The organism is Qipengyuania soli (assembly GCF_015529805.1).
Lineage (GTDB): Bacteria > Pseudomonadota > Alphaproteobacteria > Sphingomonadales > Sphingomonadaceae > Qipengyuania > Qipengyuania soli.
Genome location: NZ_CP064654.1, coordinates 2341625 through 2364183, shown reverse-complemented (window position 1 = coordinate 2364183; position 22559 = coordinate 2341625). Strand labels below are relative to the sequence as shown.

The window sequence follows — 22559 nt, the reverse complement described above, 5'->3', positions numbered from 1 at the left end:
CGGGCCATGTCGAAAACACCGCAAGCTATCCGTGGGACCCAGGACATCTTCGGCGCCGATGCCGAGGCTTTCGCCTTCGTGGTCGAAACCTTCGAGCGCGTGCGCAAGCTCTATCGTTTCCGCCGCGCGGAAATGCCCGTGTTCGAGAAGACCGAGGTTTTCGCTCGCTCCATCGGCGAGACGACCGATATCGTCTCCAAGGAGATGTATTCGTTCGAGGATCGCGGCGGCGAGAGCCTGACGCTGCGCCCCGAGTTCACGGCGGGCATTGCACGCGCCTATCTCACCAACGGCTGGCAGCAGCACGCGCCGCTGAAGCTGGCGGCGCACGGCCCGCTGTTCCGCTACGAGCGCCCGCAGAAGGGTCGCTATCGCCAGTTCCACCAGATCGATGCCGAGATCATCGGTGCTGCCGAACCGCAGGCCGACGTCGAACTGCTGGCCATGGCCGACCATATCATCCGCGAACTCGGCATCGAGGGCGTGACACTGCATCTGAACACGCTCGGCGACGGCGACAGCCGCGAGGCCTGGCGCGCCGCACTGGTCGAGCATTTCCGCGCAGTGCAGGGCGATCTGTCCGAGGATTCGCAGGAGCGTCTGGAAAAGAACCCGCTGCGCATCCTCGACAGCAAGGACCCGCGTGACCGCAGGTTCGTGGCCGATGCGCCGAAGATCGACGCCTACCTGTCGGACGACGCACGGGCCTTCTTCGAGGCGGTGACCAGCGGCCTCGATGCAGCTGGGGTCAGGTGGACGCGCGCCGAAAGCCTCGTGCGCGGTCTCGACTATTACCGCCACACCGCCTTCGAGTTCATTCCCGACGAGGGTAGCGAGGCAGCAGGCAGGCTCGGCAGCCAGAGCACCATCCTCGGTGGTGGGCGCTATGACGGATTGATGGAAAGCCTTGGCGGCGCGCCGACCCCTGCGGTCGGCTGGGCTGCGGGGATCGAGCGGCTGGCGATGCTCGTCGGCGACAAGGGCGAACCCAAGGCCGACGTCATCGTCGTGGTCGAGGACGACCAGCTGCTTAGCCATGCGATTGCCGCCATCGGGCGCATCCGCTCCGCGGGACATTCGGCGGAACTGATCGCCACCGGCAGCCCGCGCAAGCGCTTCGACAAGGCAGTCAAGGCGGGTGCGGAGAAGATCGTCGCCTTCGCGATGCGCGATGGCGAAGAGCACGTCCGCATCAAGGCCGACGACGAAGGCCGGATCCGTCTCGAAGGCCTGCTCGCCTGACCATGAGCATACCCGCTGAACGCCTTGACCAGATCACCCATCGCTTTGCCGAGCTCGAGGCGCGAATGGCTTCGGGTACGCTCGAAGGCGAGGAGTTCGTCAAGGCGAGCCGCGACTATGCCGAGCTCGAGCCGGTCGCCAAGGTCGCGCGCGAGGTAAAGGAGATCCGCGCCGAAATCGCCGAACTCTCGGTCCTGACCGAAGACCCGGAGATGAAGGCGCTGGCGGACGAGGAACTGGCCGAATTGCGCCAGCGCCTTCCCGCGGCCGAGCGCGAACTTGCCATCGCCATGCTGCCCAAGGACAGCGCCGATGCCCGTCCGGCCATGCTCGAAATCCGCGCCGGGACCGGCGGCGACGAGGCGGCACTGTTCGCGGGCGACCTTTATCGCATGTACGAACGCTATGCCGCCGAACAGGGCTGGCGCGTCGAGCCGGTCAGCATGAATGCGTCCGAGGTCGGCGGCTTCAAGGAAATCGTCGCCAACGTCACCGGCAACGGGGTCTTCGCCAAATTGAAGTTCGAAAGTGGCGTGCATCGCGTCCAGCGCGTGCCCGAGACGGAAAGCGGCGGGCGCATCCATACCTCGGCCGCGACGGTCGCCGTCCTGCCCGAACCTGATGAGGTCGATGTCCAGATCGAGGACAAGGACCTCAAGATCGACATCTACCGCGCGAGCGGCGCGGGCGGGCAGCACGTCAACACGACCGATTCCGCCGTGCGCATCACCCACCTGCCGTCGGGCCTCGTGGTGACGCAGCAGGACGAGCGCAGCCAGCACAAGAACAAGGCCAAGGCCATGCAGGTGCTGCGCGCGCGTCTTTACGAGAAGATGCGCGAAGAGGCGCATGGCGAAGAAGCCGCGGCGCGCAAGGCGATGGTCGGTTCGGGCGATCGTTCCGAACGCATCCGCACCTACAATTTCCCGCAAGGCCGCGTGACCGACCACCGCATCGGGCTGACGCTGCAGAAGCTGCCGCAGATCATCGCCGGGCCCGGCCTTGGCGAACTGGTCGACGCGCTGATCGCCGAGGACGAAGCCAAGCGGCTCGCCGCGATGAATGACTGAGACGGTCGGCGAAGCGATCCGCGCTGCAGCAGAGCGCCTTGCCAAGACCAGTGATACCGCCCGGCTCGATGCCGAATTGCTGATGGCGCATGCGCTGGGCATCGCGCGTTCGGACATGCTGCTGAAAGCAATGCGCGATGCTGCGCCAGCCGTGTTCCCCGACCTCGTCGAACGGCGTTCCAGCCACGAGCCGGTCGCGCATATCCTCGGACGGCAGGAATTTTTCGGTCTCGAACTCGCGGTAACGCCGGATACGCTGATCCCCCGTGGCGACAGCGAAACAATCGTGGAGGCGGCGCTGGAGGCCGCACCATCCGCCGGCCGGGTGCTCGACATGGGCACGGGTACGGGCGCCCTGCTGCTGGCATTCCTCAGCCAGCGCGAGGCGGCGCGGGGGCTGGGGATGGACGCCTCCGAAGCGGCAATCGCAGTTGCGCGAGGCAATGCCGATCGCCTGGGTCTCGGGGAACGGGCGGAGTTTCGCCTCGATTCCTGGCTGGCAGAGGATTGGACCGTTGGGCTGGGACAGTTCGACCTCGTCCTCTGCAACCCACCTTACGTCGAGGACGATGCCGCTCTCGATCCCGATGTGAGCGATTATGAACCGGCCGGCGCGCTATTCGCAGGCCCCGAAGGCCTTGACGACTATCGCGCGATCATCCCGCAGCTTGGCAAGCTCCTTTTGCCGGATGGCATCGCGGTGCTCGAAATCGGCGCGACTCAAGCAGATAGCGTCGCGGCCATCGCACGCGACTCGGGGTTTGAATCCGAACTCCGTCACGACCTCGGCGGACGTCCGCGTGCACTGATTCTCAGATAAGACTTGGCAAAGCCGATTCGACCCTCTACCTCTGGCCGCAGGCCAGTGGTGCGCGACATGCTCGACCCGCCGGCCTGAGCTCCGAAATATGCAGTTACGGTGCGCGGCTTCGGCCTCGCATACCATGCACAAGACTGGGGCACACGACTGGCGATGTTCGCGGTCGTGCAAGGGGTCACGCAGCCATTTCCAAGCGAATTCGCGCCGCGTCATTTATGAGGACAGGTAACCCTTGAACAACAATCGCAATAACCGTCGTCGCGGACGCGGGAACAATCGCAACCAGGGCGGCGGCAACAATGCCAACCGCATCGACAGCCGCGCGCGTGGCAATGCCCCGCAGCTGCTCGACAAGTACAAGAAGCTGGCCCAGGATGCGCAACACAACGGCGACCGGGTGCAGATGGAATACTACCTGCAGTTCGCCGACCACTATTTCCGCGTGATCGCCGACAACAAGGCGCGCCAGGACGAAGCCAAGGGCAAGCGCCAGGACGACCGCGACGATCGTGACGATGATGGCGATGACGGTTTCGACGACCGTCGCGGCCGCAGCGACAACCGCCGCCAGCGTAGCCGCCGCGAAGATCGCGACGACCGTGACGAACGCGACGACGACGTGCAGGACAGCGACGGCGACGACAGCGATTTCGAACCGGCCGACAACCCGTTTACCCGCCGCTCGGACAATGAGCCGAAAAAGCGCCGCAACCAGCGTCGCCCGCGCAAAGACGCGGAAGGCGAAGCGGGCGTGGAAGGCGAGATCGACGCAACCGTCCTGCCGCCCGCATTCGGCTCGAACGACGACGACCGCGAGGAAAAACCCGCGCCGCGCCGCCGCCGCCGCAAGCAGGAAGACGACAGCGAGGTCAGCGCGGTCGGCTGATCGCGCTTGATTGACTGAACCAAGGCCGTAAGGGCGAAGCCGATGGACGCTTTCCTCGGTTTCGCCCGGCGGCACCCCAACTGGACCGCACTCGTGCTGGGCGCGCTAGCCGCGCTCGGCTTCCCCCCGCTCCAGCTGTGGCCGGTAGCATTGGCCGCCATGGGTGCCTTTGCGCTGCTGGTCGCCGACAGCCCGACCCGCAAGGCCGCCTTCCTGCGCGGCTGGCTGTTCGGCGTCGCGCATTTCACCATCACCGACAACTGGATCGCCACTGCCTTTACCTACCAGGCGGAGATGCCCGCCGTCCTTGGCTGGGCGGCGGTGCCGCTCCTGTCGCTCTACCTCGCGGTCTTTCCCGCGATCGCCGTGACGCTGGCGTGGTCATTGGTGCCACGGCGTCCCGGTGTAGCCTTTGCCCTGGCGCTCGGCGCGGCGTGGGTGCTGGCAGAGTGGCTGCGCAGCTGGGTCTTTACCGGATACGCCTGGGGACCGTTCTCGCTCGCCCTGATGGGTATCTGGGACCGACCCGGCCTTGGCCTGTTGCTGCCTTTCACCGGAACCTACGCCCTTTCGGGCATCGCCATCACCCTCTGCGCGATGCTCGGCATCTGGGTGCAGGGCCGCCACTGGCTCCCGCTCGGGATTGCCTCGATTGCGCTTGCCGTGGGAATGTTCCTGCCTGCCGGGAAGGCTGCGCAGGGCAATCTTCCACTCACCCTCGTCCAGCCGAACCTGCGGCAGGAGGAGATCGACGACCCGACCAAGTTCGAGAGCCAGTTCCAGAATATCGCGCGGCTGAGCCTGCCGGAACGACCGCTTTCGCATCGTCTGGTCCTGTGGCCCGAGAGCGGGGTGCCCGACTACCTGCGCGACGGCTATCCGCAGCGCTATTACGACCAGATGACCGCAGCCGGCGACCCCGCCTTCGCACGCCAGCGGATCGGCGCCGTCATCGGAGAGGGTAGCCTGCTGCTGACCGGCGTGACCGACCTCATTATCGGCGAAGTGGACGGCCGCCGCCGCGCCGTCGGCGCCTACAATACGATCACGCCGATCGATGCGCAGGGCAACCTCGGCAAGCGCTATGCCAAGGCCCACCTCGTGCCCTACGGCGAATATCTCCCGCTACGCGATATCCTCGAACCACTCGGCGCGTCGCGGCTTGTCGCCGGCTCGATCGACTTCCTGCCCGGCCCTGGCGCTGCGACGGTCGATCTGGGCGAGCACGGCAAGGCCGGGATGCAGATTTGCTACGAGATCGTCTTCTCGGGCGAGGTGGCCGATCGTGCCGACCGCCCCGACTATATCTTCAATCCCTCAAACGACGGCTGGTTCGGATCTTGGGGTCCTCCGCAGCATCTCGGCCAGGCGCGCATGCGTGCAGCAGAGGAGGGGCTGCCGGTCCTGCGCGCCACCACCACCGGGATCAGCGCCGTCATCGACGCGCGCGGGGTCGTGAGGGAGCACATCGGACGCAACGTCGCGGGGCGGATCGACACCGTGGTGCCTCCCGCCGCCGCGCCGACACCCTTCGCGCGACTTGGCCACTGGCTCACTTTGCTCTGGGGAATTGCCCTTGCCGGCGCATCGCTGGTTGCCATGCGGCGACGGGGCGGCTAGGTGACTTCGAGCACATAAAGCTTTCTTTATATCCATATCTCGGGGTCCCAATGCGCGCCAACTTCCTGTTCACTTCCGAGAGCGTCTCAGAGGGTCATCCCGACAAGGTCTCGGACCAGATCAGCGATGCCATCGTCGACCTGATGCTGGCCAAGGATCCCGAGGCGCGGGTTGCCTGCGAGACCATGACCACGACGCAGAGGGTGATCCTGTCCGGCGAGATTCGCTGCGCACCGATGTACGATGCCAACAACCCCGACTGGGCGGAGAACGGCGGCTGGGCGCCGGGCGCAAAGGAAGAAATCGAGAAGGCTGTCCGCCGTACGGTTCGCGAAATCGGTTACGAGCAGGATGGTTTCCACTGGCAGACACTGACCTTCGAAAACCACCTCCACGGCCAGAGCGCCCATATCGCGCAGGGCGTCGATGCCAGCGGCAACAAGGACGAGGGCGCAGGTGACCAAGGCATCATGTTCGGCTTCGCCTGCGACGAGACGCCCGACCTGATGCCGGCACCGATCGACTACAGCCACAAGATCCTCGAACGCCTTGCGGCTGATCGCAAGAGCGGTACCGCGCCCTTCCTCGAACCCGACGCCAAGAGCCAGGTCACGCTGCGCTACGAAAACGGCAAGCCGGTCGCCTGCACCGCCGTCGTCGTCAGCACGCAACATGCTCCGGGCTACGACGAAGGCGAGAAAGAGGCAGAGCTCCACGCCTATGTGAAGAAGGTCGTCGGCGAGATCCTGCCCGAAGGCTTCCTGTCGGACGAGACGACTTGGCATATCAACCCGACCGGTTCGTTCGAGATCGGCGGGCCCGATGGTGACGCTGGCTTGACCGGGCGCAAGATCATTGTCGACACCTATGGCGGCGCGGCTCCGCACGGTGGCGGCGCCTTCAGCGGCAAGGACCCGACCAAGGTCGACCGCTCGGCAGCCTATATTACCCGCTACCTTGCCAAGAACGTCGTCGCTGCGGGCCTTGCCCGGCGATGCACGATCCAGATCGCCTATGCCATCGGCGTTTCGCAGCCGCTGTCGCTCTATGTCGACACCCACGGCACCTGCGCCCCGGGTGTGACCGACGAAGCGCTTGAGGAAGCGATCGCAAGTATCGACAAGCTGGGCGGGCTGACCCCGCGCGCGATCCGTACCCATCTCGGCCTCAACAAGCCGATCTATCGCCAGACCGCCGCATACGGCCACTTCGGCCGCAAGGCGGAAGGCGACCTGTTCCCGTGGGAGCGGATCGACCTCGTCGACGACCTGAAGGCAGCCCTGGCCTGATCTAGCCGTCGCGCCCCTTGCGCGGGCTGGGACGGTCCAGTGCAAGCTCGGCTTCGGAGAAGGTGAAGGGGCTGCGCACGCCGGGGATGCCGTCGAGATCGACGCGCATGCCGCGGGCGAGGACTTGCCGGTCGGCAAAGACCTGATCGATGGCGTTGATCGGCCCTGCGGGGATGCCGTCCTCGGCGCAGTCGGCCAGCAATTCGTCCATTTGCCACTTCGATGTTTCGCTCGCGATCAAGGCGTCCAGCTCGGCGCGATTGGCGAGGCGGGCCTCATTGGAGGCGAAGCGGGTTTCGGTGAGCAGGTCGTCGCGCCCGAGCAGCTTGAGCAGGCGCCGGAACAGGCCATCGTTCGCGGGTGCCAGGACCACCTCGCCGTCGGCAACCGGGAACACACCATAGGCGCTCACCTGCGCGTGTTCGTTTCCCATCCGGGGCGGGTTCGTGCCCGTCGTCAGGAAGTGCAGCGCCTGGCTGGCGAGCAAGCCAACCGAACAGTCGAGCAATGCCATGTCGACATGCTGCCCGCGGCCCGTGCGCTCGCGCATCGCCAGCGCGGCCTGGATGCCGATTACCGAATAGAGCCCGCAACTGAGGTCGGAGATCGACACCCCCATCTTCATCGGCTGCCCCTGCGGCTCGCCGGTCAGGGCCATGAAACCACTCATGCCTTGAATGACGAAGTCATACCCTGCTTCATGCGCGCGCGGTCCGGTCTGCCCGAAGCCCGTGATCGAGCAGTAGACGAGACCGGGGTTGGCTTCGGACAAGACCTCGTAGTCGAGGCCGAACTTGGCCAACGTGCCGGTCTTGAAGTTCTCGAGAACGACGTCCGCGCTTTCGGCGAGCGCCCGCACGCGCGCAAGATCGTCGGGGTTCTTGAAGTTGGCGACCACGCTGCGTTTGCCGCGATTGGTCGCATGGTAATAGGCTGCCGAGCGCTCGCCCTCGTGCTCGACCCAGGGCGGCCCCCACAGGCGGGTCCCGTCGCCTTCCGGGCTTTCTACCTTGATCACGTCCGCGCCTAGGTCGGACAGAATCTGTCCAGCCCATGGCCCGGCGAGGACGCGGGCAAGTTCGAGGACTTTTAGCCCGGCAAGCGGGGCATTCGGATTACGGGGTTGGTCGAGCCACATGATTGGTGCTGCTGCGCCAGTGGCGGCAGGCGGTCAAGCCTCAGATGGCATAGGCGTTCGGGTCTTCGTCGGGCCAGGTTTCGAGCCGGGCGCTCTTCCGGTTGAGGAAGACCGCCGGGAGCTTTGCCAGCATCAGCGACTTGTGGATCCAGTAATCGGTCCACTTCTCGCGCCAGCGCGGCCTGGGCCTGCGGCCATGCGCGCGCAGCCATGCGTCATAAGGCATCCAGTGGCTGGGCTCGTCCTTCTCGACCACCTCGAAGATCCGCCTCATCGCCTTGTCCGAGCGGATGTGGCTGTTTTTAAGCAGCACCTCGACCTGGTCCATGCCGCGCTGTTCGGTGATCATGATAACGCGGCACAGCTTCTCGAACTCGTCGCCGTCGGCGACGATCGCGGCGGTGTCGAGATCGTCGATGGTGCAGCCGAACACGGTCTCGATGAAATGGTCGATGTGGCCGCAGGTGCGGTCGACCTTCAAGGGCATTACACCGCGTAGTTCGAACCAGCGACGGAACATGCGGTAATGCTTTTCCTCGTCCGCCCGGTGCTTCTCGACGGCCGCGATAAAGGCATGGTCGTCGGGACAGCGCGCCCGGACCGCCTCGAGCACGCGGTCGAGCGAGGTGTACCCCCGGTGCTCGTTGTAGATGTAGATCGAGCCTAGGACGTCGAGGAACCGATTCCGGAAGGAAGTGCGCAAACCCATAGGTGTTCCCTCGCACGAAACGTCGGTCAGGGTAAGCGCTTATTCGGCAAGCATTCCGCTAAGCCCTGAAACCGCCTCGATAAATTCCTCGCGGAAGTCTTGCACTACCTGGCGACTCGAGCGGACCTGCTCCACCAGCCCCACGCCCTGGCCGACGAAATAGGTTACCAGCTCGCGTGCGCCCTCGTTTCCGGCCGCTGCCTCGCGCTCGATCCGGGCGAAGGCGGGTTCCGACACCATGCCCATCAGCGGCATGGGCAAAGTGCCCGGGCCGTCGGGAGCATCCCAGGCATCGTGCCATGCGGTCTTGAGCTGGCGCGCGGGCTTGCCGGTGCGCGCACGCGAGCGGACCGTGTCGCGGCTGCGCGCGGCGATCATTTTCTCGCGGAAGGCCTCGGAAGTCTCGGCCTCCGGCGTCGCCAGCCAGATCGACCCGGTCCAAGCACCTTGCGCTCCCGCAGCCATCATCCCGGCCATCTGTCCGCCGGTCATGATGCCGCCCGCTGCCAGCACCGGAATGTCGTGCCCGGCCCGTGAAAGTTCGCGCACCACCTCGGGAATGAGGACAAGCGTCGAGACCTCACCGCAATGCCCGCCGGCCTCGGTGCCCTGCGCGACAATGATGTCGACCCCCGCCTCTGCCTGTCGAATGGCATGTTCCTTGGCGCCGACCAGCGCGGCCACGGGAACGCCGCGCTTCTTGCCCTCCTCGATCATCGCCGGTGGCGCGATGCCGAGCGCATTGGCGATCAGCCTGATCGGATGGCGGAACGCGACCTCCATCAGCGCGAGGCCGTTCTCGGGCGTGATCCCCATCCGCTCGCGCAGGATCGGCATCTCGGCTTCCGGGGTGATGCCGTAATGACCAAGGACCTCATTGACGAAGCCCTGGTAGGCAGGATCGATCGCTGCAGCTCGGCTCTTGTTGTCGGACAGCTCGCGGACGCGCGGATCGATTACTTCAGGGACGAGGACGTCTACGCCATAAGGTGCGCCGTCTACATGAGCGTCGATCCATGCCAGCTCCTCTTCGAGCTGGTCCGGGCTGAACCGCGTCGCGCCGAGCACGCCGAACCCGCCTGCCTTGCTGACCGCTGCGACCACGTCGCGGCAGTGACTGAAGGCAAACAGCGGGAACTCCGCCCCGGTCAATTCGCAAACTCGGTTCATCGGCATCGCACTCTCCCCTCGAATTCTCTCGCGGGGCATGGTGCGTGGCGAATCGGGGGCTGGCAAGACCCGTTGCGTTAGGAAACGTAATGCGCCGTCGTCTTGGCGGCGATCTCGTCTGCCGTGATGCCCGGCGCGGTCTCGATGAGGCGGAACGGGCTGTCGTGATCAGGCCGCTGGAACACGGCGAGATCGGTGATGATCATGTCGACCACGTTGCGTCCTGTAAGCGGCAGGGTGCAGGCGGGGATGAACTTGGGGCTGCCGTCCTTGGCGTTGTGCTCCATCACCACGATGATCTTCTTGACGCCGGCGACGAGATCCATCGCGCCGCCCATGCCCTTGATCATCTTGCCCGGGATCATCCAGTTGGCGATGTCGCCATTCTCGGCAACTTCCATCGCCCCGAGCACGGTCAGGTCGATATGCCCGCCGCGGATCATCGCGAAGCTCGCCGCGCTGTCGAAATAGGCGCTGTGCGGCAGTTCGCTGATGGTCTGCTTGCCCGCGTTGATGAGGTCGGCATCCTCTTCGCCCGCATAGGGAAAGGGTCCGATGCCGAGCATGCCGTTCTCGCTCTGCAACGTGACGTGCATGCCTTCGGGAATGTGGTTGGCGACCAGTGTGGGGATGCCGATGCCAAGGTTGACGTAGTAGCCATCCTTCAATTCACGCGCCGCGCGCGCAGCCATTTCATTGCGGTCCCAGCCGGTTTTGGTGGCGGTATCGGTCATCTTACTTGCTCTTTTCCATAATGGCGGGGGCGTCTGTCTTCTCGGCGGGCATCCAGCGGCTTTCGGGCGGGAAGACATCGTCGAGCGTGCCCTTCTGCCAGGCTCCGTAGGCCGAATTCGGGATGAGGAACCAGCCATTGCCCCACAGTTGTGCATATTCGCCACGGGCAACCAGTGCGCGGCGTTCCTGAACGCCAAGCGCGGGATCGTTGAATGCATCGGCGAAGTCGCCGAGGTTGTCGCCTGCCATCGCAATGACGCAGTACTTGGCGGAAATGGTGGCGCGGCGTCCGTCCTTGCGTCCGCCCATGGCGTCGTCGCCGCGAAGGAAGAGATTGTCGAGATGGACTGCGGGACCTGCGCCAGCAGCCTCGATCGCGGCAGCAGTGCCGGCCGCGGTGTCGGAATTGCGGTTGGTGTTGAAGATCACCGCAATGCCCGCTTCGCGCAAGCGCCGGAGGCCAGTGACGGCCCCCGGGACCGGTGCTGCAATGCCCGCGCCGCCATTGGCCCACTGCTCCCATTCTTCGGGAACGTACGGCTTGCCCGAATAGGCCTGCCAATACTCGTAGCCGGTGTTGAGGAGAACGGTCTCGTCGACGTCGAACACGGCGGCGAATGGCTTCATCTTCCCATCGGCCGCTACGCACGACGGGGTCGCTATGCCACCCGCCACGTCGGGGAGGCCGAGCGGGATCGACTGCGGAACCTTGCGCTGGCGCGAGACCGCGATCGCGTAGTCGGCCAGCTGACGCCAGGCCTGGATCGAAGCGCCAGCCGCCTCGCCCGAGCCGTACAGCCAGCGCATCGTATCGGGCGCGTCCTTCTCACCAACGCTTGCGGCGGAAACGGGAGCGGCCGGTGCGCTCGCCACTTCGGTTGCTTCGGTGGTCGCGCAGCCGGCAAGGAGGATGGCGAGAATTGCGGGGGTCGCGGCATTCCTCATGCGGCTTTCTCCATGTCCTGGGGGAGGGGAAGGTCGGGCGTTGCGACCTGCCACAGCAGTGACAGGACGCGCCAGCTACCGTCGGCCTGGCGCATGAACTGAAACGAGTTGATCCCCGTGGTCGCACCCCTGGCACCGTCGGGTTCTGTCCAGCCACCCGAATAGGACGACCATGCATGGGCAATATCGCCATAGACTGCGATGCGGTTGACCAAGGTGCCCTCGCTAAATCCGTTGGCGACCAGGAAATCGCGCTTGCTGGCGATATATTCTTCCAGCGTACCGCTCTCTATCCCGTCGGCACGGATTGCGGTCAGCCGCGCATCGGGCAGGTACAGCGCGCGCATGGCATCCCAGTCGCGCTCTTCGCCGACACCGCCCGAGATGGCAGCGTAAACTGCGTCGACGGTGCGATCGACAGCCGCGATATCGTCGGCCAGCGAAGGCATCACGCGCTCTCGCGCTCGCGCGTCGTGACGAATTCGATCTTCTTGTCGTAAGGCGCGCCCACGATCATTCGCTGGACGTAGACGCCGGGCAGGTGGATGCAGTCCGGATCGAGGCTGCCGACGGGCACGATTTCCTCGACCTCTACGACGCACACCTTGCCGCAGGTGGCGGCAGGCAAGTTGAAATTGCGCGCGGTCTTGCGGAACACGAGGTTGCCGGTCTCATCGGCCTTCCAAGCCTTGACGATGGCGAGGTCGGCAAAAATGCCGCGCTCGAGGATGTACTCCTCGCCGTCGAAGACCTTGCTCTCCTTGCCCTCGGCGACCTGCGTGCCGACACCGGTCTTGGTGTAGAAACCGGGAATGCCCGCACCGCCTGCACGCATGCGTTCCGCGAGCGTGCCCTGGGGGCAGAATTCGACTTCCAGCTCGCCCGAGAGAAACTGCCGCTCGAATTCCTTGTTCTCGCCGACATAGGAGCTGATCATCTTCTTCACCTGCCGCGTGCGCAGCAGCATGCCGATGCCTTCGTTGTCGATACCGGCATTGTTGCTGGCGAAGGTCAGGCCCGTCACCCCACTGTCGCGAATCGCGGAAAGCAGCCTTTCGGGGATGCCGCAAAGGCCGAAACCCCCGCTGGCGATCAGCATGTCATCCTTGAGAACCCCTTCGAGGGCGGCGGCGGCATCGGGGAAGAGCTTGTTCATGGGAGCGCGGCTTAACGGCTTAAATGACGTCTGTCACGCGCATGCCGTAGCGTCACCGCCAATAGGCCTTGGCATTGTGCGTCGCAGCGCAAATATTGCAACGCGCAATCGTATGCATTGTTCTTTTTCAAAGCGTTAACCCAATCAGTCATCCACCTAGTTGCAGTTTTTGCAAGCATCCTTGTTTATTTCGCACTTGCACAAAATAGGCCTCGCCAGCATATCTGCACCTGCCTTTCAGGCATCCTCTCCCAAGACTTTCCAAGCCCGGCGGGTTCTCCTGCCGGGCTTTTTTCTTGCCCGCGCCGGACCCTTGGCGGCGAGTTGTTCATTGCATCGGCATGGCCCCGACCCCAGCTAGGGGCCGAACGACTGGACGGACAAAGGGAAAACACCCCCATGGCGGAAGCTGAAGCCGCGGTAGCGGACAAGACGGTCAGACTGCAGGTCGCGGCTGCGCGTCAGGAAGAAAGCGGGCAGGGCATCGCCCGCATGCCGCGCTCGGCCTTCCAGGCACTCGGCATCACCGAAGGCGATGTCGTCGAAATTACCGGCAAGCGGTCCACCGCAGCCATCGCCATGGCCGCCTATGACGAGGACCAAAGCCTCGATGTGGTGCGACTGGACGGTCTCCAGCGCGGCAATGCCGAGGTGGGTTCGGGCGAACACGTCAATGTCGTGGCCGCCCAGTCCCGCCCCGCAACGCGCGTAGTCTTCGCCCCGGCCCAGCGCGAAATGCGGTTGCAGGGCCCGGCCCAGGCACTCAAGCGCAATTTCTTCCGCAAGCCGATCGTCGCGGGTGATCTGGTCGCGACCACCGGCCAGCAGCCGGTCCAGAACATGCCGCCCGAAGTGCGCCGGATGTTCAACGCGCCGGCCTACGCACTGACCCAGATCCGCCTCAGCGTCGTCTCGACCACGCCCAAGGGCATCGTCCATATCGATGAGGACACCGAGGTAGAGCTGCGCGCCGAGTTCGAGCCGCCGCGCGACGCACGCGCGGTCGTCAACTACGACGATGTCGGCGGCATGGGCGAAACCATCCAGGCTCTGCGCGAGATGGTCGAGCTGCCCCTGCGCTATCCCGAACTCTTCACCCGCCTCGGCGTTGATCCGCCGAAGGGCGTGCTCCTCCATGGTCCGCCGGGCACGGGCAAGACCCGTCTTGCGCAGGCGGTTGCGAATGAAAGCGACGCCAGCTTCTTCACCATCAACGGACCCGAGATCATGGGTTCCGGCTATGGCGAGAGCGAGAAGGCGCTGCGCGAGGTATTCGAGGAAGCGACCAAGTCTGCACCTGCGATTGTCTTCATCGACGAGATCGACTCGATCGCGCCGAAACGCGATCGCGTTCCTGGCGAGGCGGAGAAGCGCCTCGTGGCCCAGCTGCTGACGCTGATGGACGGGCTGGAGGCACGCAACAACCTCGTCGTCATTGCTGCCACCAACCGGCCGGACGCTATCGACGAGGCCCTGCGCCGTCCGGGCCGCTTCGATCGCGAAATCGTGATCGGCGTTCCGGACGAGCATGGACGCCGGGAGATTCTGGGCATTCACACCCGCGGCATGCCGCTCGGCGACAAGGTCGACCTGAACGAACTGGCCCGCGCGACCTACGGCTTCGTGGGCGCCGACATCGCCGCATTGACCCGTGAGGCTGCGATCGACGCGGTACGCCGGATCATGCCGCGCATCGATCTCGACGAACGGACGATCCCGCCCGAAGTGCTCGATGATCTTTATGTGGGTCGCGAAGACTTCCTCTCGGCGCTCAAGCGTATCCAGCCTTCGGCAATGCGCGAGGTCATGGTCCAGGTGCCCAACGTCGGCTGGTCCGATATCGGCGGCGTGGGCGAGGCGATCGACAAGCTGAAGGAAGGCATCGAACTTCCGCTCAAGAACCCCGACGCCTTCCGCAGACTGGGCATCCGCCCGGCTAAGGGCTTCCTGCTCTACGGTCCTCCGGGGACCGGCAAGACCCTGCTGGCCAAGGCGGTCGCCAAGGAGGCCGAAGCGAACTTCATTTCGATGAAGTCGAGCGACCTCTTGTCAAAATGGTATGGCGAGAGCGAGCAGCAGATTGCGCGCATGTTCAAGCGTGCCCGCTCGGTCGCACCCTGCGTCATCTTCATCGACGAGATCGACAGCCTCGTACCTGCGCGCGGCAGCGGGCAGGGCGAACCCGCCGTGACCGGACGTGTGGTGAACACCATTCTGGCCGAGATGGACGGTCTCGAGGAACTGCAGTCCGTCGTGGTGATCGGTGCCACCAATCGTCCCACGCTGGTCGATCCGGCTCTGCTACGACCCGGACGTTTCGACGAACTCGTCTACGTCGGCACTCCCGACAAGGCCGGGCGCGAGCAGATCCTCGGCATTCATACCGCCAACATGCCGCTGGCAAAGGACGTCTCGCTCGCTGATGTGGCTGGCAAGACCGAGCGCTTTACCGGGGCCGATCTCGAGGATGTCGTGCGCAGGGCCGGCCTCAATGCGCTTCAACGGGCGGGTGGCGATGTCGAAAACGTCACTGCCGCCGACTTCGAGGAAGCCCTGAAGGACAGCCGTGCGACCGTCACCACCGAGATGGAGGATGAGTACAAGAAGATGCGGGGCGAGCTGAAGAAGCGCGCGGCAGAGGTCCACCCGATCGGCTTCATCCATGAAGGCATGATCGAATCGACGCGCAGCCAGAAGCACGGCGCGCCGATCACGGACTAGCTCAGGCGTTAGCTTCCCGCGCGCGCTGGTTGGCCGCGTCGACCTCGAGCCGGTGGCGGATCAGCGCCCCCGGCTGGTTCTTGCGCAACCATGCGAGCATGTGCTCGCGCACTGCGCAGCGCAGCGTCCACAGATCGCCGATCGTATCTGCGCTCATCGAAAGACGAAGCTCGATGCTTTCGGGATAGGCTTCGGTCATGAGCAGCGCGAGGTTGCGCCCGTCCCAAAGCGGATGGGCCTTCACGAAGCGCTCGAATTCCTCGCGGATCGGCTCGACCTCGGTATCCGGGTCGAGGTGGAGGAAGACCGGCCCGGTCAGCTTCTCGCTCACCCGCGACCAGTTTTCGAAACTCTGGTCGAGGAAGCGGCTGGTCGGCACGACGAGGACGCGCTCGTCCCAGGTCCGCACGGTGACGAAGCTCATGCGGATTTCCTCGACCCGGCCGGCTTGTCCGTCCACCTTTACCAGGTCGCCGATGCGCAGTGGTTGCGTAATCGCCATCTGGAGGCCTGCGATCAACGACTTCAGCGCCGGCTGCGCCGCGGCGCCGACTGCCAGGGCAGCGAGCCCTGCCGAAGCAAGCATGGTCGTACCCACATCCCGGACGCCCGGGATATTGAGCATGACCAGCGATACGGTGATGATGACGATGGCCACCCTGACTGTGCGCGAAAGGATGGCGATCCGGGTCATCCGCCCGCGGTGGGCCACCAGGTCGTCGACCCCTGCCATTTGCACGGCATATCCCTTGGCGAGACCCTTGACCGTGGCAAAGGCAACCCAGCCCAGGACTGCAGGAACAAGAAACCCGGCAAGCATGTCCCAGCCACGACCGACAAGCGCCTCGTTCTCGGCTGCTATGGAAATGGCAAGAGCGACCATTGCCAGCCGGAGCGGGCGACGTACCGCATTGAGCACGACATCGTCGATCTGGCTTTCGGACCGGGCGACCACGCGCCGCAAGATGGCGAAGAGCACCCAGTGGAGGAGCCAGGCCGCGACTACCGCGATGCCCAACGCAATCAGTGTTTCTATCAGCGCCTCGGTCGAGACGGGCCAGTTCCTTGGGTCAAAACGCTCTAGCATTGCGGGCATGCCTATGGGCGCGGGCCACGCCTTTCAAGGGCGGAGATCAATCGCCCAATGGCAGGTCGATGCGGACCACGATACCATCGCGTCCGAATTCGCGTTCGATGCTGCCTCCGAACTGGCGCGCGGCGCTGGTCATCAGCAGGCTGCCGAAGCCCTTGCGATCGGGCGTCTCTTGCGCCGGCACACCGGTCTCGCGCCAATTCAGTCGCACTCGATTGTCGAGCTCTTCCCAGTCGACCAGGATCTGCCCGCCGTTGGCCCATGCACCATATTTCACCGCATTGGTGGTCAGTTCGTGAAGCACGAGTCCAAGCGGCGTGACCCTTTTTGCGGGTAGCATCACTTCAGGACCGTCGATCTGCGCAGTCTGGCTGGACGAGCGATAGGGGGCGAGCGAAGTCTCGATCAATTGCTGGAGCGATGCCACCGGACGCTCGAGCTCGCCCTGGCTGACCTCGTGTGCTGTCAGGAGTGCGCGGATGCGCTGGGCTATGCTCTCCGTCACCTCCTTGGCTTCCGGCTTGTCGCGGGCGCTCATCTGAACGATGGCAAGGACCACGGCGAAGAGGTTCTTCACGCGGTGATTGAGCTCGCGCGCAAGCAAGTCTGCACGATCGCGGGCCTCGCCCAGTGCCGCTGCCTGCGCGGCTTCGGCCTCTGCCCGTGCCGCGCGGCTTACAAGTCGACCGCCGCCGATCATGGCCAGGATGAGGAGGAACAGGAGTGCGCCGAGCAAGGGAAGAACCCGTCCTTCCGAACGTGAAGTGTTGGCAATCGCATCGGTAAGGATACCGTTCTCGATTTCTTCCATCTCACGGATCGCGCGGGCAAGTCGCTCCATGGTCTCGACACCCTCGTCGGTCAGCACAGCGCGACGGGCATCAAGCAGGCGTCCTTCCTCGACCATGGAGACACTATCGTCCATTTCCCGGAACTTGGCCCGGGCAAGCGCCTCGATCTCGTCCACCAACTCGGTCTGGCGTGGGGTCGCGACGTCCTGAAGAAGTGCGCGCAGGCGATCGAGCGCTGGGTCGATCTGTTCCTGGCCGGCCTCGTACGGAACGAGGTATCTCCGGTCGAGCGTGATGAGGTAGCCGCGTTGTCCGGTTTCGCCATTGAGAGTGGCCCGGCCGATCCGGCGCAGCTGGTCGAGGATCTCCGAAGTCTTTTCGACCTGCGCGCGTTGCGCGCGCTCCGCCTCGACGGTCTTGTAGACCAGGAAGATGAGCGCAAGCATCGCCGCGCCAATCGTGGCCAGCAGGGCCAGATTGACCCAGCGGAACCCGCGGTCCCGCAAGGCAAAGGTCATGGTCCGTTTCAGTGTGCTGCTCCCCAGCTCGGACCGGTACCGATTTCGACCCCCAGCGGGACACTGAGTTCCACGGCTGGACGTGCAGCCTCTGCCATGACCCGTTCGATCACCGGGCTCGCGGCCGCGACGTCGCCCTCGGGCAATTCGAAGACCAGTTCGTCATGCACCTGCAGCAGCATACGTACATGACCGAGGCCGGCACCGTCGAGCGCGGGCATCATGCGCGCCATGGCCCTTTTGATGATATCCGCGCTTGTGCCCTGGATCGGCGCGTTGATCGCGGCACGTTCGCTCCCGGCGCGTTCGTTTGGATTCTTCGAATTAATCCGCGGGAACCACGTCTTGCGACCGAACAGGGTCTCGGAGTAGCCGCGTTCTCGCACGCTCTCGAGCGTTTCCATAATGTAACGCTGGATGCCCGGGAAGCGCTGGAAATAGGTGTCGATCATCGCCTGTGCTTCCTCCGGCGTTACGCCGAGTCGCCCGGCGAGCCCCCAGCGCGATATACCGTAAAGGATTGCAAAGTTGATAGTTTTTGCGCGGCCGCGCGTGTCGCGATCGACTGTGCCGAACATTTCCTGTGCGGTGCGCGCATGAATGTCTTCGCCCGCCGCGAAGGCTTCCTTGAGGCTGGGAACATCGGCCATATGCGCAGCAAGGCGCAGCTCGATCTGCGAATAGTCGGCGGCGAGCAGGACATTGCCCTCCTCTGCTACGAAAGCATCGCGGATCTGACGGCCGATCTCGGTACGGATGGGGATGTTCTGCAGGTTCGGATCGGTTGAGGACAGGCGACCCGTCTGCGCACCGACGAGGCTGTAGCTGGTATGGACGCGACCGGTCTCGGGATTGATCGCCTCCTGCAGGGCATCGGTATAGGTCGACTTCAGCTTGGCGAGCTGGCGCCATTCAAGGACCTTGTCGGCGATCACTGCTCCCTCGCCCGAAAGCCGCTCGAGTATGGCTTGGTCGGTCGAATACTGGCCACTCTTGCCCTTGCGCCCGCCCTTGTAACCGAGCTTGTCGAACAGGATGTCGCCCAGTTGCTTGGGGCTGCCGACCGTGAACGGCTCGCCTGCCAATTGGTGGATTTCACCTTCGAGACGAGCGGTTTCCTTCGCGAATTCCTCGGATAGTCGTGAGAGGTGTGCGCGGTCGACCTTGATGCCGTGACGCTCCATTTGCGCCACAACCGGGACCAGTGGTCGATCGACCCGCTCGTAAATGCGCGTTCCGCCCTCTTCAGCCAGTCGGGGTTTGAGCAGCTGGTAGAGGCGCCAGGTGACGTCCGCATCCTCGGCAGCGTATTCGGTGGCCTTGTCCAGCGGAACCTCGCCGAATGGGATCGCCTTCTTTCCCGAGCCACACACGTCCTTGAACGCGATACACAAGTGGCCGAAATGGCGCTCGGCGAGTTCGTCCATGCCGTGGCCGCCACCGATCCCGTCGAGGCTGCGGCCTGCGTCGAGGTCGAAGCTGATGACCATGGTGTCGTCGATCGGGGCAACGGTTATTCCGTTCCTTGCGAGAACGTTGAGATCGTATTTCCCGTTGTGGAAGATCTTGAGGACGGCATCGCTCTCGAGAAGCGGTTTCAGAGCGGCGAGGGCGGCGGCCTTGTCGACCTGTGTCGGCTTGTCGGAGAACATGTCGCTGCCGCCGTGGGCGAGCGGGATGTAGCAGGCTTCGTCAGGGCCGACCGCCAGACTGACGCCGACGAGGTTGGCGCGGATTGCGTCGAGACTATCGGTCTCGGTATCGACGGCCACGACACGCGCAGCGCTGGCGCGAGCGACCCAGTGTTCCAGTCGCTCCAGTGTCTGAACGCATTCGTACTTGGTGCGATCGATATGCGGGAGGTCGGGCAAGTCTTGCCGGTTTCCACCATTGGTGGCGGGCGCGCTGGCAGTGTCCTGCTTGGCGGGATTCAGGTCGGTCGGACGGGAGGGACTTCCACGACCCGCGTCGAGACGCTTCAACAGACTGGTGAACCCGTGCTTGGCGAGGAAGGCGGCAAGCGGTTCGGGAGGGACGCCGTCGAGCTTGAAATCGTCGAGCGGCTCGGGAAGGTCGCAATCCTCCTTCAACGTGACGAGAACGCGGCTGAGTTCGGCCATCTCGCGACCTTCGATCAGACGTTCCTGCAGCTTCGACTTCTTCATGTCCGGCGCAGCATCGAGCGCGGCGGTCAGTGAACCGTGTTCGTCGATGAGCTTGGAGGCAGTTTTCGGCCCAACCCCGAAAATACCCGGGATGTTGTCGACACTGTCGCCCATCAACGCGAGCACATCGCCGACCAGCTCGGGATACACCCCGAACTTCTCCTTCACTTCGTCGCGATAGATGCGCGCGCTCTTCATCGTGTCGAGCATGTCGATGCGAGCGCCATCTTTCTCGCCAACCAGCTGCATCAGGTCCTTGTCGGAGGAGACGATTGTGACGTTCCAGCCCCGATCCTGTGCAGCGCGGGCATAGGAGGCGATAAGGTCGTCTGCTTCAAGGCCCTCTTCCTCGATGCAGGGCAGGCTGAAGGCGCGGGTCGCATCACGGATCAGCGGGAACTGCGGGCGCAGGTCCTCAGGCGGCTCCGGACGGTTGGCCTTGTATTCCGGGTAGATGTCGTTGCGGAAGCTGTACGAACCCTTGTCGAGGATGACCGCGAGGTGCGTCGGGCCATCGGCCTTGTCGAGATCGTCGGCCAGTTTCCACAACATGGTGGTGTAGCCATAGACGGCGCCGACAGGCGTGCCTTCGGGGTCGGTTAGCGGGGGCAACCTGTGATAGGCGCGAAAGATATATGCGGACCCGTCAACGAGGTAGAGATGCGGTTTTTCGGCCATGGCGAGCGGGCTTAGCAGCGCCTCAAGCGCTTGGGGAGCCGTTTTGGAGTTTGACCTGAAACCCTTTACAAGCAAGTTTTTGGCTCGGGGGCAGGCGTGGGATGATGGCCGAAATAGGGCAAAAAAGCTTGCTCTGCCACAATCCCGCCACTATTTAGGCACCGTGAGGTCCGAATCCGGGGCTCGCGCGGGAAGCGTCTCTTGGGTCGTGGAACGCACCTTAACTCGCTGACTAAGGAATTCATCCTATGCGTAAGATCGCTCTTTTCGCTGCCGCTTCGGCCGCTGCTCTTACCCTCGCCGCTTGCTCGGAAGCTACCGAAGACGCTGCTGACGCAACCGTCGAGAACGCTGCTGCCGACACCGAAGCAAACATGGAAGCCGCTGGTGACGCCGTTACCGACGCTGCTGACACCACTGCTGAAGCTGCCGACGACGCTGCTGCAGCCGTAGAAGCCGACGTGCAGGACGAAACCACCGCAGAAGCCAAGGCCGACTAATCGGACCTGGGTTTTCGCGGACGGGTTTCCGTCACGAAACAGGAAAGGGCGGTGCCATCCGGCACCGCCCTTTTTCTATGTCCATCAAACTTTTTAAGTTTTTCCTCAGCGACCGCCGTACTTCGCGCTGGCCCAGTTACGCTGGTTTTCCGCTGCATAACCATCGTGCAATGCGCGGGCGATCTGGGCGATCTTTCCTTCGCGATCCAGCCTCGTGCCCTGGCCAGTGACGTAGATTGCCACAGCAATGGCGCGACCGTCTGAAGTCTCGATGATGCCGATGTCGCTCGAAGTGTTGTTGAGTGAGCCTGTCTTGTGGCTGACTTTCACGCTGGCCGGCATGAGAGCGGGAATGCGGCGCTTGCCTGTGCGCGTGCGGCTCATCGCGCCAAGTAGCACGCGGCGACTATCCTCGCTCAGATACTTGCCCTGATAGAGGCCCGTCAGGAGGGTGACCATCGCCTTGGGCGTGGCGCTGTCTCGCAGGTCGATATGGTTCGCAGGATTAAACTCGCCGTCGTCGCGCACCAGGGTAGCGATATCGCGATCGATGCTGAAATTCTTGATACCCTGCCTCCGGACCCAGTCGTTGACTTTCTCGGGGCCACCGACGACGCGGAGAAGGGCATCGGTCGCGGGATTGCTGGAACGGGTAATCATGATCTCGATGAGATCGATCGCCTTCATGTATTGGCCTTCGTAGACCGGTGCGACCTTGCTCGAAAACGGTGCCGAGCTGCGTGGCAGCAACAAGGGAAACTCACTGGTCAGCGACCACCGGCCTTTTTCAACGCCTTCGAGGAAAGTTGCGGCAATAGCGACCTTGCTCGTGCTGGCCATGGGGAAGCGCTGGTCACCCAGCACACCGACATACTGACCCGTTGAAAGATCGATTGCTGCCACGCCGATGCGGCCGCGTGACCCTTCGGCCAGTTCGGCAATCCTCTGCTCCAGCGCGCTGTCATAGACCGCGTCAAACGACTTCGGCGTTCTGGCCTCAGTCCCCAGGACATTGTCGAAATTGGCTTCAAGAGCCTTGCCGCCGGAGTCAGCGCTTGCAGGAGCCGCGATCAACATCGCGAAAGACGCTATGATGGTGCTGAAAAACCCTGTCCGCATGTAACCTATTTACCGCCCCTATGGTTACCTGAAGCTTAAGGCCCCTACGGAATCTGGCGCAAGTGCCTAAGCGATGAGAAGTGTCGCTACAGCGACCGGACCTGATTCCATCAGGCAATATCAGGCAAGTCCCACGACCGAAATGCAGGTGCGCACCGTGCACAGCGTGCCCTCACTGCGGCCAAGCGACCCGT

General features: G+C 64.0%; 19 protein-coding genes. 8 read left to right on the top strand and 11 right to left on the bottom strand.

Annotation, left to right across the window (positions count from 1 at the left end; translation table 11 throughout):
* The first annotated feature begins 6 nt into the window (after nt 1-6).
* From hisS to metK, 6 genes are all read left to right on the top strand, one after another.
* Complete coding sequence (gene hisS / locus IRL76_RS11740; protein WP_200981512.1) at nt 7-1242, top strand: histidine--tRNA ligase; 1236 nt, start codon at nt 7-9, stop codon at nt 1240-1242.
* Nucleotides 1243-1244: 2 nt separating this feature from the next.
* Nucleotides 1245-2312, top strand: a complete 1068-nt coding sequence (prfA, locus tag IRL76_RS11735; protein WP_200981511.1) for a peptide chain release factor 1 — start codon at nt 1245-1247, stop codon at nt 2310-2312.
* Nucleotides 2305-3132, top strand: coding sequence for a peptide chain release factor N(5)-glutamine methyltransferase (gene prmC, locus IRL76_RS11730; RefSeq protein ID WP_200981510.1), 828 nt, complete (start codon nt 2305-2307; stop codon nt 3130-3132). Before prfA ends, prmC begins: the two co-directional genes overlap by 8 nt.
* A gap of 232 nt (nt 3133-3364) precedes the next feature.
* Nucleotides 3365-4018, top strand: coding sequence for a DUF4167 domain-containing protein (locus tag IRL76_RS11725; protein WP_200981509.1), 654 nt, complete (start codon nt 3365-3367; stop codon nt 4016-4018).
* A gap of 42 nt (nt 4019-4060) precedes the next feature.
* A complete protein-coding gene (lnt, locus tag IRL76_RS11720) occupies nt 4061-5638 on the top strand; it encodes an apolipoprotein N-acyltransferase (RefSeq protein WP_200981508.1) in 1578 nt (525 codons plus the stop codon).
* Nucleotides 5639-5688: 50 nt separating this feature from the next.
* On the top strand, nt 5689-6927 hold the full coding sequence (gene metK, locus IRL76_RS11715) for a methionine adenosyltransferase (RefSeq protein ID WP_200981507.1): 1239 nt from the start codon (nt 5689-5691) through the stop codon (nt 6925-6927).
* Nucleotide 6928: 1 nt separating this feature from the next.
* Here the strand turns inward: metK and IRL76_RS11710 are convergent, their stop codons facing one another.
* From IRL76_RS11710 to IRL76_RS11680, 7 genes are all read right to left on the bottom strand, one after another.
* A complete protein-coding gene (locus IRL76_RS11710; protein WP_200981506.1) occupies nt 6929-8065 on the bottom strand; it encodes a CaiB/BaiF CoA transferase family protein in 1137 nt (378 codons plus the stop codon).
* Between the two features lie 40 nt (nt 8066-8105).
* Nucleotides 8106-8774, bottom strand: a complete 669-nt coding sequence (locus IRL76_RS11705; RefSeq protein ID WP_200981505.1) for a ferritin-like domain-containing protein — start codon at nt 8772-8774, stop codon at nt 8106-8108.
* 39 nt (nt 8775-8813) lie between these two features.
* The gene (locus IRL76_RS11700) at nt 8814-9950 is read right to left on the bottom strand and encodes a nitronate monooxygenase (protein WP_200981504.1); all 1137 of its coding nucleotides are present in this window, start codon (nt 9948-9950) and stop codon (nt 8814-8816) included.
* A gap of 71 nt (nt 9951-10021) precedes the next feature.
* Nucleotides 10022-10678 (bottom strand): CoA transferase subunit B, encoded by a 657-nt coding sequence (locus IRL76_RS11695; protein ID WP_200981503.1) that lies wholly within the window; start codon nt 10676-10678, stop codon nt 10022-10024.
* A 1-nt stretch (nt 10679) separates the two neighbouring features.
* A complete protein-coding gene (locus tag IRL76_RS11690; RefSeq protein ID WP_200981502.1) occupies nt 10680-11624 on the bottom strand; it encodes an HAD family acid phosphatase in 945 nt (314 codons plus the stop codon).
* Nucleotides 11621-12073 carry a YybH family protein gene (locus tag IRL76_RS11685; protein WP_200981501.1) on the bottom strand — a complete coding sequence of 151 codons (453 nt, stop codon included), beginning with the start codon at nt 12071-12073 and terminating at the stop codon, nt 11621-11623. Before IRL76_RS11685 ends, IRL76_RS11690 begins: the two co-directional genes overlap by 4 nt.
* Nucleotides 12073-12780 carry a CoA transferase subunit A gene (locus IRL76_RS11680; RefSeq protein WP_200981500.1) on the bottom strand — a complete coding sequence of 236 codons (708 nt, stop codon included), beginning with the start codon at nt 12778-12780 and terminating at the stop codon, nt 12073-12075. Before IRL76_RS11680 ends, IRL76_RS11685 begins: the two co-directional genes overlap by 1 nt.
* A 399-nt stretch (nt 12781-13179) precedes the next feature.
* Between IRL76_RS11680 and IRL76_RS11675 the strand changes: the two genes are divergently transcribed.
* Nucleotides 13180-15501, top strand: a complete 2322-nt coding sequence (locus IRL76_RS11675) for a CDC48 family AAA ATPase (protein WP_200981499.1) — start codon at nt 13180-13182, stop codon at nt 15499-15501.
* Between the two features lies 1 nt (nt 15502).
* Here the strand turns inward: IRL76_RS11675 and IRL76_RS11670 are convergent, their stop codons facing one another.
* The 3 genes from IRL76_RS11670 to polA are packed head-to-tail and all read right to left on the bottom strand — an operon-like array spanning nt 15503 to nt 20746.
* Complete coding sequence (locus IRL76_RS11670) at nt 15503-16588, bottom strand: mechanosensitive ion channel family protein (RefSeq protein WP_200981498.1); 1086 nt, start codon at nt 16586-16588, stop codon at nt 15503-15505.
* A 46-nt stretch (nt 16589-16634) separates the two neighbouring features.
* A complete protein-coding gene (locus IRL76_RS11665) occupies nt 16635-17903 on the bottom strand; it encodes a sensor histidine kinase (protein WP_200981497.1) in 1269 nt (422 codons plus the stop codon).
* Between the two features lie 8 nt (nt 17904-17911).
* The gene (gene polA / locus IRL76_RS11660; RefSeq protein ID WP_200981496.1) at nt 17912-20746 is read right to left on the bottom strand and encodes a DNA polymerase I; all 2835 of its coding nucleotides are present in this window, start codon (nt 20744-20746) and stop codon (nt 17912-17914) included.
* A gap of 248 nt (nt 20747-20994) precedes the next feature.
* On the opposite strand from polA, the gene IRL76_RS11655 reads away from it, so the two are divergent.
* Complete coding sequence (locus tag IRL76_RS11655) at nt 20995-21246, top strand: hypothetical protein (protein WP_200981495.1); 252 nt, start codon at nt 20995-20997, stop codon at nt 21244-21246.
* Between the two features lie 105 nt (nt 21247-21351).
* Here IRL76_RS11655 and IRL76_RS11650 read toward each other — a convergent pair whose 3' ends face one another.
* Nucleotides 21352-22323, bottom strand: coding sequence for a serine hydrolase (locus tag IRL76_RS11650; protein WP_246449749.1), 972 nt, complete (start codon nt 22321-22323; stop codon nt 21352-21354).
* Nucleotides 22324-22559 lie beyond the last annotated feature (236 nt).